The organism is Aedoeadaptatus nemausensis, assembly GCF_903819165.1.
In the GTDB taxonomy this organism is placed as follows: domain Bacteria; phylum Bacillota; class Clostridia; order Tissierellales; family Peptoniphilaceae; genus Aedoeadaptatus; species Aedoeadaptatus nemausensis.
Genome location: NZ_CAIJCS010000028.1, coordinates 64,662 through 72,105, shown reverse-complemented (window position 1 = coordinate 72,105; position 7,444 = coordinate 64,662). Strand labels below are relative to the sequence as shown.

The following is a 7,444-nucleotide window of genomic DNA, read 5'->3' as shown; positions in this document are numbered from 1 at the left end:
ATACTATCTTTTCCAAAGATTAGCTTGTTAACTAAAGTTACAAAAGCTAGTTTTATGTCCTTGTCTTTAATAAACTTCATAGAACACTTATTAATATCTTTTAGGTGTTCACTACAAGTCCAAGCTATATATTTTTCTTTGCCATTATAGTGATGTCTTCTCTTAAAGGTTGAACCACATTCTCCACACTTGATTTTTCCTGATAAGCTATATCTATTTTGATATCTTTTAGTGTCTTTTCCGTTTCCTTTTGCTATAGCCCTTATCTTTATTAGGTCTTGTACTTTTTCAAAATCCTCTCTACTTACAATGGCTTCATGGTTATCTATAATCTTATACTGGTCTTCTTCCCCATTATTTTTATGTCTCTTGTAAGTATCGTCTGTATAAGTCTTTTGATATATGATATCGCCTACATATTTTTCATTTTTTAGGATTCCATTTACAGTTGACCCATGCCAGATTGCTCCTTTTTGTCCTTTAATCTTTCTTTTGTTTAAGTCTTCTGCTATTTTGTGCGTTCCCTTACCTGAAAGATACTTTTCAAATATTTCTTTTATTATTTTTCCTTCTTCTTCATTCACTACTATCTTTCCGTCTATATTCTCATAGCCATAGGGTGGGCTTGAAATAATAAAAGTTCCATTTTGAAACCTCTTCTTTATAGACCATTTGTTATTTTCTGATATAGACCTGGACTCACTTTCTGCCAGTGATGAAAGTATGGATAACATCAACTCGCTTTCCATAGTTCTTGTATCAATATTTTCTTTTTCAAAATAGATACCAATGTTTAAATCGAGGAGTCTCCTTACGATTTCCAAACAATCTGTCGTGTTTCTTGCAAGCCTTGATATGGATTTGGTTAGAATAAAGTCTATTTTTCCGTCTTCACAGTCTTTTAACATTTTTAGAAGTCCATCCCTGCATTCTTTCTTTGTTCCAGTGATGCCTTCGTCAAAGTATAAACCTGCAAAAGTATATGACTTGTTCTCTGCTATCATCTTTTCATAGTGTGCTTTTTGCGTTTTAAAACTCACAAGCTGAGTTTCCTCATCTGTAGATACTCTTGCATAGGCAGCAACTCTTAATGTAGATTCTTCTTTTTGATTCGCTTCTATTTTTGTTATCTTTTTCATCGTCTCACCTCTCTTTCTCTTAGTGCTATATTCCCGTACAAGTGAGTATTTATCAAGTCTTATAGCAATAATTCTGAAAGAATAGGTCTAAATCTTTTAATGTTTTCTCTCCTAATTTTCCTATATTCTTCAAGGCTAATTTCATCTAAAAGAAAGAGGTCTTGGATGAATTTATCCGATAGATAAAAGTTAAGCTCTGCTTTTAAATCTCTTTCTGTGTATTCAGTTTTTAAAATTTCTTTTCTACCTTTAAACTTTTCTACTCTCATACTCCACCTCCTATATCACAGGCAAAGAAATCAGGTCTATTTTTAACCCTAATTTTCTTTCCTCTATATTCCTTAGGACAAAGGAAGTGTTTTTGAGTAAAGTTTATTGCCATTAATATAAATATCGAAATAGACAGATTAAATAAAAAGAGAACAACGATAATTACTTCATGAATACTAGTAGTTTTAAAGTGATTGTCCCGCTCTTTAAAGCGTGCACCTAACCCTCTCTATTTTGATGCAATTTAATTGATTAGCTTTTTAAATTAGTTTTTTATGTAAATCAACATCTCTATTAAAAAGTGTTAATAGGTCAAAAAAAAAGAGACTAGCCTAATACCAGTCTCATTATCTATCGTTTAATCAATTATTTAACTTCCATGATTCTGCCTTCGCCTTTGCATTTATAAGGTCAGAATAAAGTCCATTATTTTTAATCAGTTCTTCATGATTTCCACGTTCTACTATTTCTCCTGCTTTTAAGACTAAAATCTGATCTGCATTTCTTATTGTCTTTAGTCTGTGGGCAATCATGATGACTGTTTTATTTTTTGTAAGTTGTTCTATAGCTTCTTTAAGCTTATCTTCATTTTCCGGGTCTATATTTGCAGTTGCCTCATCAAAGATTATGATGCCTGCGTCTTTTAGCATGGCTCTTGCTATAGATATTCTTTGTTTTTCTCCCCCAGATAGACTTGCTCCACCTTCCCCAATGATAGTGTCATATCCATCCGGTAAAGCTTCTATAAATTCATGACATCTTGCTTTTTTGGCAGCTTGAACTACTTCTTCATGGCTTGCATTTTGTTTACCAAATTTTATATTGTTTTCAATTGTATCTTCAAAGAGATAGACGTCTTGAAATACCATGGAGATTGAATTCATAAGATTTTCTATCTTATAATCCTTAATATTCTTTCCTCCGATTAAAATTTCTCCAGAGTTTACATCCCAAAATCTCGCTATTAGATTACAAAATGTTGTCTTACCGGATCCAGATGGGCCGACAATGGCAGTCATGGTATTTTCTTTTATCTCTGCTGATACATTTTTTAAAATTGGTCTATCATCATAAGAGAAAGAAACATTTTTAAAGGCTATATTATGATTTTTTATAGGCTCTGAAACCTCTCCTTCTTCCATATCTTCCATATTATTTACGTAGGAATAAGAATCTATTGCATTCTCAACCATTCTTAGCATTGCCATAGCAGATCCAGATGTAATAAGCCCGTCAAATATTACAAAACTTGCTATAAGTATCATAATAGTATTGACTATTTGACCATTTTCAACAAAATATAATTTTATTGAAATAAACAACATCAAACAAATTGTTATAGCTATTATGATTTTAGCTAATAAACTATATGGCATTATAGTTTTTTCTAAATCAAAAGAATATTTACTAGCACTATCAAAGCTCTTGTCAAGTTTTTTATTATTACTTCCTCGTAAATTATATGATTTTATAATTTGCATTCCTTGCAATGTTGATAAGACTTCTTTGGTAAGTGATACCTGAATCTCATGAATCTTATCTGCATTTTTACTTGACCTTTTTTGCATACGAGCAATGATCATTAAAAATACAATAGAACCAACTATTGCTACAATACCTACCTTATAAGAAAACAAAAATAAGGATAAGATAAAAACAATAGCATTAAGCATACCACCGAAAACCATAATACACAAAGTTGGAACCCAAGTCTCTATATTATCTAAGTTAGTAGTTGCAATAGTTGTTAAATTTCCTAAACTTAAACTTGAGAAGAATCCCATGGGAACTTTTTTTATTTTTTCTCCTAATTCAATTCTCTTGTGTCCAGCCATAAAATATCCGGCATGTGTTTGTTTGAGCATAGAGGAATTTTTTGAAATAATTACTCCGGCTATACTAATTAATAAAAATAAACTTGATATTCCTATTGTTTTGAAGCTTATATCCTTGTTTACTATCCCAAATATCGCATAATAAATTGCTGCAAATTGTAAAGCATTAAAAATAGAGCCGAAAAAATTAGCAAAGATTGATTTTTTTATATGCACTTGTTCTTCAACAGAAAAACTCCATATTTTTTTAAAAACACTAAGCATCTTTTTCTCCTTTCAAGGCAGTTACCCAAAGATCGTGATAATCTTTTGATTCCTTCAAAAGCTTTTCATGGCTTCCTTTGCAAGCAAGTTCTCCATTTTTAATTAAAAATATATTATCTACATCGATTATTGTCTTTAAACGATGGGCAATTATAATTAAAGTTTTTCCTTTGACAAGCTCTGATATTGCATCTTGAATCAAAGCCTCATTTTCAGGGTCGATATAAGAGGTCGCCTCATCTAAAATAACTATTGGAGCATCTTTTAGCATGGCTCTTGCTATAGATATTCTTTGTTTTTCTCCTCCAGATAGATGTTTACCGGCTTCTCCTACTCTCGTATCATATCCATCTGACAGCTTCATAATAAAATCATGGCAGGCCGATTTCTTACATACTTCAATTATTTCCTCATCACTAGCATTTTTATTTCCTATTCTGATGTTATCTTTAATTGACATATCAAAAAGAAAATTATCTTGTGCTACATAGGAAATAATAGTAGATAGCTTTTCAAGGGACATGTCTTTAATATTTACATTTCCTATACTTATAGAACCACTATCTACATCCCAAAATCCTGAAATTAGTTTTGCAATAGTCGACTTTCCCGAACCCGATTCACCTACTAAAGCATTCACAGATCCTTCTTCTATATTTATATTTATATTATTTAGGACTTGCTTATCTTTTTCATAAGAAAAATCTACGTTTTTCATCTCTATATTATGATTTTTTATATCTAGATTTGCATTGTTATGAGATAATTCTCTCGCACAAAGTATATTTTTAATCTCTTCGAAAATAGTTGACATTCTTCCAATATCATCCTCAAAAGTCATTACTCTCATAATGTTTTGAATAGTCCCAAAAGAAAGAATGATCAATGTTAAAAATACGCCACCATCTAGTGAACCATTCATACAGAAATATAAACCAAAGGGTATAATTGTCAAAATACCAACTGGAGCAATAGACATACTTATCGCATAGTCTCTTGTATTTTCTCCCATCCAATCGTAATAATAATTTGCCTTTTTATACACATTATCCCTATATTTTCTGTAAGATTTTTCGCCTTGGTTAAATGTTTTAATAACTTCTATTCCATTTATATATTCAACTACAGAATTATTCATATCTTGGCCAATTTTAACTGCTTGTGGAAACTTTACCTTCATCCTTTTCATAGGCCCTGCCATAAAGAATCCACCAATAACTAATGGAATTAAAGATATTAAACTTAATCTATAATCTAAAATTAACATATAAATAAATAATATTATAGGTCCGACTAAATTAGCTGTCATCTCAGGAATCATATGAGCCAATGTTGTTTCAGTATTATCAACTTGATTTACAATTATATCTTTTAACTTACCGGTAGACTCATTCAATATGTCTCCTAATGGCATATTAAATAATTTTTCCATAAGACTTTTTCTTATATCTCGTATTATTTGATAGGCTGTTTTATGAGAAATCATTGTTGACAAAAACATAAACACTTCTTTGATTACAAGACATGAAAGTATCAAGAAAATTTTATTTATATAGTAATAAAAATCTTGGCTACTATCAATCAATGATATGATTATCTTACTTAGAATAATATATACAAAAAGATTTGAAATTACTCCAAGTATTGCAAACAATACAGAAATAAAGTATGGTGCTTTATTTCTCTTAATGTATTTTTTTAATAAATCCATAAATTTAACTCCTTTCATCATCTTTTTTCATTACATTAGTAAAATAAGTCTCTATCATTTCAGTTAGATATTTCTTATTTTTTACGAAATTCTCACGTGCATTCAAAATTTCGCAAGCCATCAATCCAGAATTTATAATATTAACCATAAATTCAAATGTCTCATCAGACGGTAACTCGTTAAACAAAGTAGAAAACAATTCTTTAAATACTTGTATGGACTCTTTTTTTATTTTCACATATAAGTCTTTCAGATCATCATTTTCTTTTAACTCACATAAAAACATGGCATAAAGCTTTACATAATCACTATCCGCAAGTATCTTGTCTATGATTATTTTTGAAAACAACTGTGGACTTAATATTAAATCTTCAGCATAAATTGATTTTTTAACCATATCCTTTCTATTTAAATTACCTTCTACCATAATGTCATATAAAATTTCATAAGTAGAACTGTAATGATGATACAATCCACCTCTAGAAAGCCCGGTAGCTTCCATAATGTCATTCATGATTGTATTTCTAAACCCTTTGTCCAAAAAGACTTTCATGGCTGCTTGTCTAATCTGTTTTTTTCTTTCATCAGCTTCCATTTTCATTTCATAAACAACCTCCAAACCGACACTCTTGTCGGTATAATTGTATCAATGCTGATAATCATCGTCAATAGCTTCACTTACACTTCTTAATTAATTTCTTTAAATAATGGCAAATGGTTTTAGATAGGAGGTCTAAGTCCGAAGCAATACCGCGAACGCATCCATACGCTTAGAAAATATGTTGTGTAAAACAAAATCGAGCAAGCGAAATGCTTACTCGATTTTGTCCAACTTTAGGGGTCACTCTAAATCCGTTGCGAGAGTTTATTTCATTTTATTCTGTTTTCGCCATCTTTTCCAGAAGCACCAATTCCACGCCGGCGATGCCGTTAAAGGTGGTGTCCACGATGCCGACCTCTTCATAGCCTAAGGACTTATACATTTTCCGTGCACGGGCGTTTTTTGCATTGGTATCGAGCCGCAAATAGGGCCTTTCCCTTTCTATTGCGAGTTTTTCGTAAAAATCGACGAACGTCTGCCCGATGCCTTTGCCTCCGGCTCGCGGATCCACAGTGAGAGTGTGGAGCACGAGGATTTCTTCATCCGCCGCGTCGTATTGCCACTCTCCTTTTTCGTAAACATCCACCTGCGCGGAGTTGATGATTGCGGAGGCAACGATCTCTTCTTCTAAAAGGGCCACATAAAGTTCGCCTTTTTAATAGCCGGATTGTGCGGTTTCAAAGGTCGGGTAGACGCCGCGTTCCCAGCCGACGACGGCATGACCCGCCTCTTCATCGTCGAGGATGCGCTCGTAAATTTCTACTACTTTTTGTAATTCGCTTTCTTTCGCTAATCGAAACTTCATAGTCCTCCTAATAAAACGATCGGGTATTTACCGTGCCCCGCATAATAAAGTAATGAATGTGCCCCTTATAAAGAGTGCGCTTGGCGAAGAGAGCGCCGCAATTGGGGCAGTTCATGGCGGAAGCTTCCCCGTCGATGGGAAAACTCGCCGATAGCAAACGATCCAGGCGTAATTTTATCAGACCGCCCTTCCCGCCCTTTTGGTACATAACGAGATCCGTCTTGCACTCCGCACAGCTTACGAGCATGGGGTAAGCGCGGCGCATCTTCTTGTAAAAGGGATTGTCGTAGGGGAGATTCGGAATATCTTTTCTCATGGACTCTTCGTTTAAATCGCCACTACATTTACTTTCGTGCCCGCTTCTTCTAAAAGAGCGACAAGATCTTCCGCCTGCAGCCAAACAGTGGCCGTATTGTCGTTGGGGTGAATACCGATAATGCCGCCTTGTTTTGTAAATTGACGATCCAGGTAGAAGATGACATCGTGCTCTTCATTATTTAAAAGACCGAAGGGAGACACGGCGCCGGCTTCCAAGCCGAGCTTTGCCTTTAAATCGTCGGACTTACCGAAGGACAGACGGCGGGTGCCGTGTTTTTCCTTAAATTCTTTTAAGTCCACCCGCTTGTCGCCGTAGACCGTAATCAAATAATAATTTCGCTTCTTGTCGTCTCGAACGAAGAGATTCTTCGCATCCCGGCCCGGGTATTTCAGGTCCACATTGGCGAGCTCTTCCATATTCATTACTGCTTCGTGTTCGTCCACTTCGTACTTTATGTTTTTTTCGTCTAAAAAATCGTAAATCTCTTGTTTATCCATTAG

The 7,444-nt window shown here is 33.8% G+C and carries 9 protein-coding genes; all 9 read right to left on the bottom strand.

Going from position 1 to position 7,444, the window contains the following annotated elements; translation table 11 throughout:
- On the bottom strand, positions 1 to 1,139 hold a 1,139-nt coding region (locus PEPTYR26121_RS08360), incomplete at its 3' end, for a recombinase family protein (protein ID WP_180500956.1).
- Between the two features lie 59 nt (positions 1,140 to 1,198).
- Positions 1,199 to 1,408: an SHOCT domain-containing protein gene (locus PEPTYR26121_RS08355; protein WP_019192382.1), complete on the bottom strand. Its 210-nt coding sequence runs from the start codon at positions 1,406 to 1,408 to the stop codon at positions 1,199 to 1,201.
- Positions 1,409 to 1,771: 363 nt separating this feature from the next.
- Positions 1,772 to 3,508 carry an ABC transporter ATP-binding protein gene (locus tag PEPTYR26121_RS08350; RefSeq protein WP_180500954.1) on the bottom strand — a complete coding sequence of 579 codons (1,737 nt, stop codon included), beginning with the start codon at positions 3,506 to 3,508 and terminating at the stop codon, positions 1,772 to 1,774.
- Positions 3,501 to 5,219: an ABC transporter ATP-binding protein gene (locus PEPTYR26121_RS08345; protein ID WP_180500953.1), complete on the bottom strand. Its 1,719-nt coding sequence runs from the start codon at positions 5,217 to 5,219 to the stop codon at positions 3,501 to 3,503. Before PEPTYR26121_RS08345 ends, PEPTYR26121_RS08350 begins: the two co-directional genes overlap by 8 nt.
- A gap of 4 nt (positions 5,220 to 5,223) precedes the next feature.
- The gene (locus PEPTYR26121_RS08340; protein WP_180500951.1) at positions 5,224 to 5,820 is read right to left on the bottom strand and encodes a TetR/AcrR family transcriptional regulator; all 597 of its coding nucleotides are present in this window, start codon (positions 5,818 to 5,820) and stop codon (positions 5,224 to 5,226) included.
- A gap of 274 nt (positions 5,821 to 6,094) precedes the next feature.
- Complete coding sequence (locus PEPTYR26121_RS08335; protein ID WP_218956350.1) at positions 6,095 to 6,460, bottom strand: GNAT family N-acetyltransferase; 366 nt, start codon at positions 6,458 to 6,460, stop codon at positions 6,095 to 6,097.
- A 15-nt stretch (positions 6,461 to 6,475) separates the two neighbouring features.
- Positions 6,476 to 6,625, bottom strand: a complete 150-nt coding sequence (locus tag PEPTYR26121_RS08330; protein WP_218956349.1) for a hypothetical protein — start codon at positions 6,623 to 6,625, stop codon at positions 6,476 to 6,478.
- A gap of 7 nt (positions 6,626 to 6,632) precedes the next feature.
- Positions 6,633 to 6,941, bottom strand: a complete 309-nt coding sequence (locus PEPTYR26121_RS08325; protein WP_180500949.1) for a hypothetical protein — start codon at positions 6,939 to 6,941, stop codon at positions 6,633 to 6,635.
- 11 nt (positions 6,942 to 6,952) lie between these two features.
- Positions 6,953 to 7,441, bottom strand: coding sequence for a prolyl-tRNA synthetase associated domain-containing protein (locus PEPTYR26121_RS08320; RefSeq protein ID WP_180500947.1), 489 nt, complete (start codon positions 7,439 to 7,441; stop codon positions 6,953 to 6,955).
- Between the last annotated feature and the right edge of the window lie 3 nt (positions 7,442 to 7,444).

Excerpts from the sequence above, each read along its gene's own strand:
- PEPTYR26121_RS08340 (WP_180500951.1), bottom strand. The coding sequence starts at position 5,820 with ATGAAAATGGAAGCTGATGAAAGAAAAAAACAGATTAGACAAGCAGCC.
- PEPTYR26121_RS08320 (WP_180500947.1), bottom strand. The coding sequence starts at position 7,441 with ATGGATAAACAAGAGATTTACGATTTTTTAGACGAAAAAAACATAAAG.
- PEPTYR26121_RS08330 (WP_218956349.1), bottom strand. The coding sequence starts at position 6,625 with ATGAAGTTTCGATTAGCGAAAGAAAGCGAATTACAAAAAGTAGTAGAA.
- PEPTYR26121_RS08345 (WP_180500953.1), bottom strand. The coding sequence starts at position 5,219 with ATGGATTTATTAAAAAAATACATTAAGAGAAATAAAGCACCATACTTT.
- PEPTYR26121_RS08350 (WP_180500954.1), bottom strand. The coding sequence starts at position 3,508 with ATGCTTAGTGTTTTTAAAAAAATATGGAGTTTTTCTGTTGAAGAACAA.
- PEPTYR26121_RS08325 (WP_180500949.1), bottom strand. The coding sequence starts at position 6,941 with ATGAGAAAAGATATTCCGAATCTCCCCTACGACAATCCCTTTTACAAG.
- PEPTYR26121_RS08355 (WP_019192382.1), bottom strand. The coding sequence starts at position 1,408 with ATGAGAGTAGAAAAGTTTAAAGGTAGAAAAGAAATTTTAAAAACTGAA.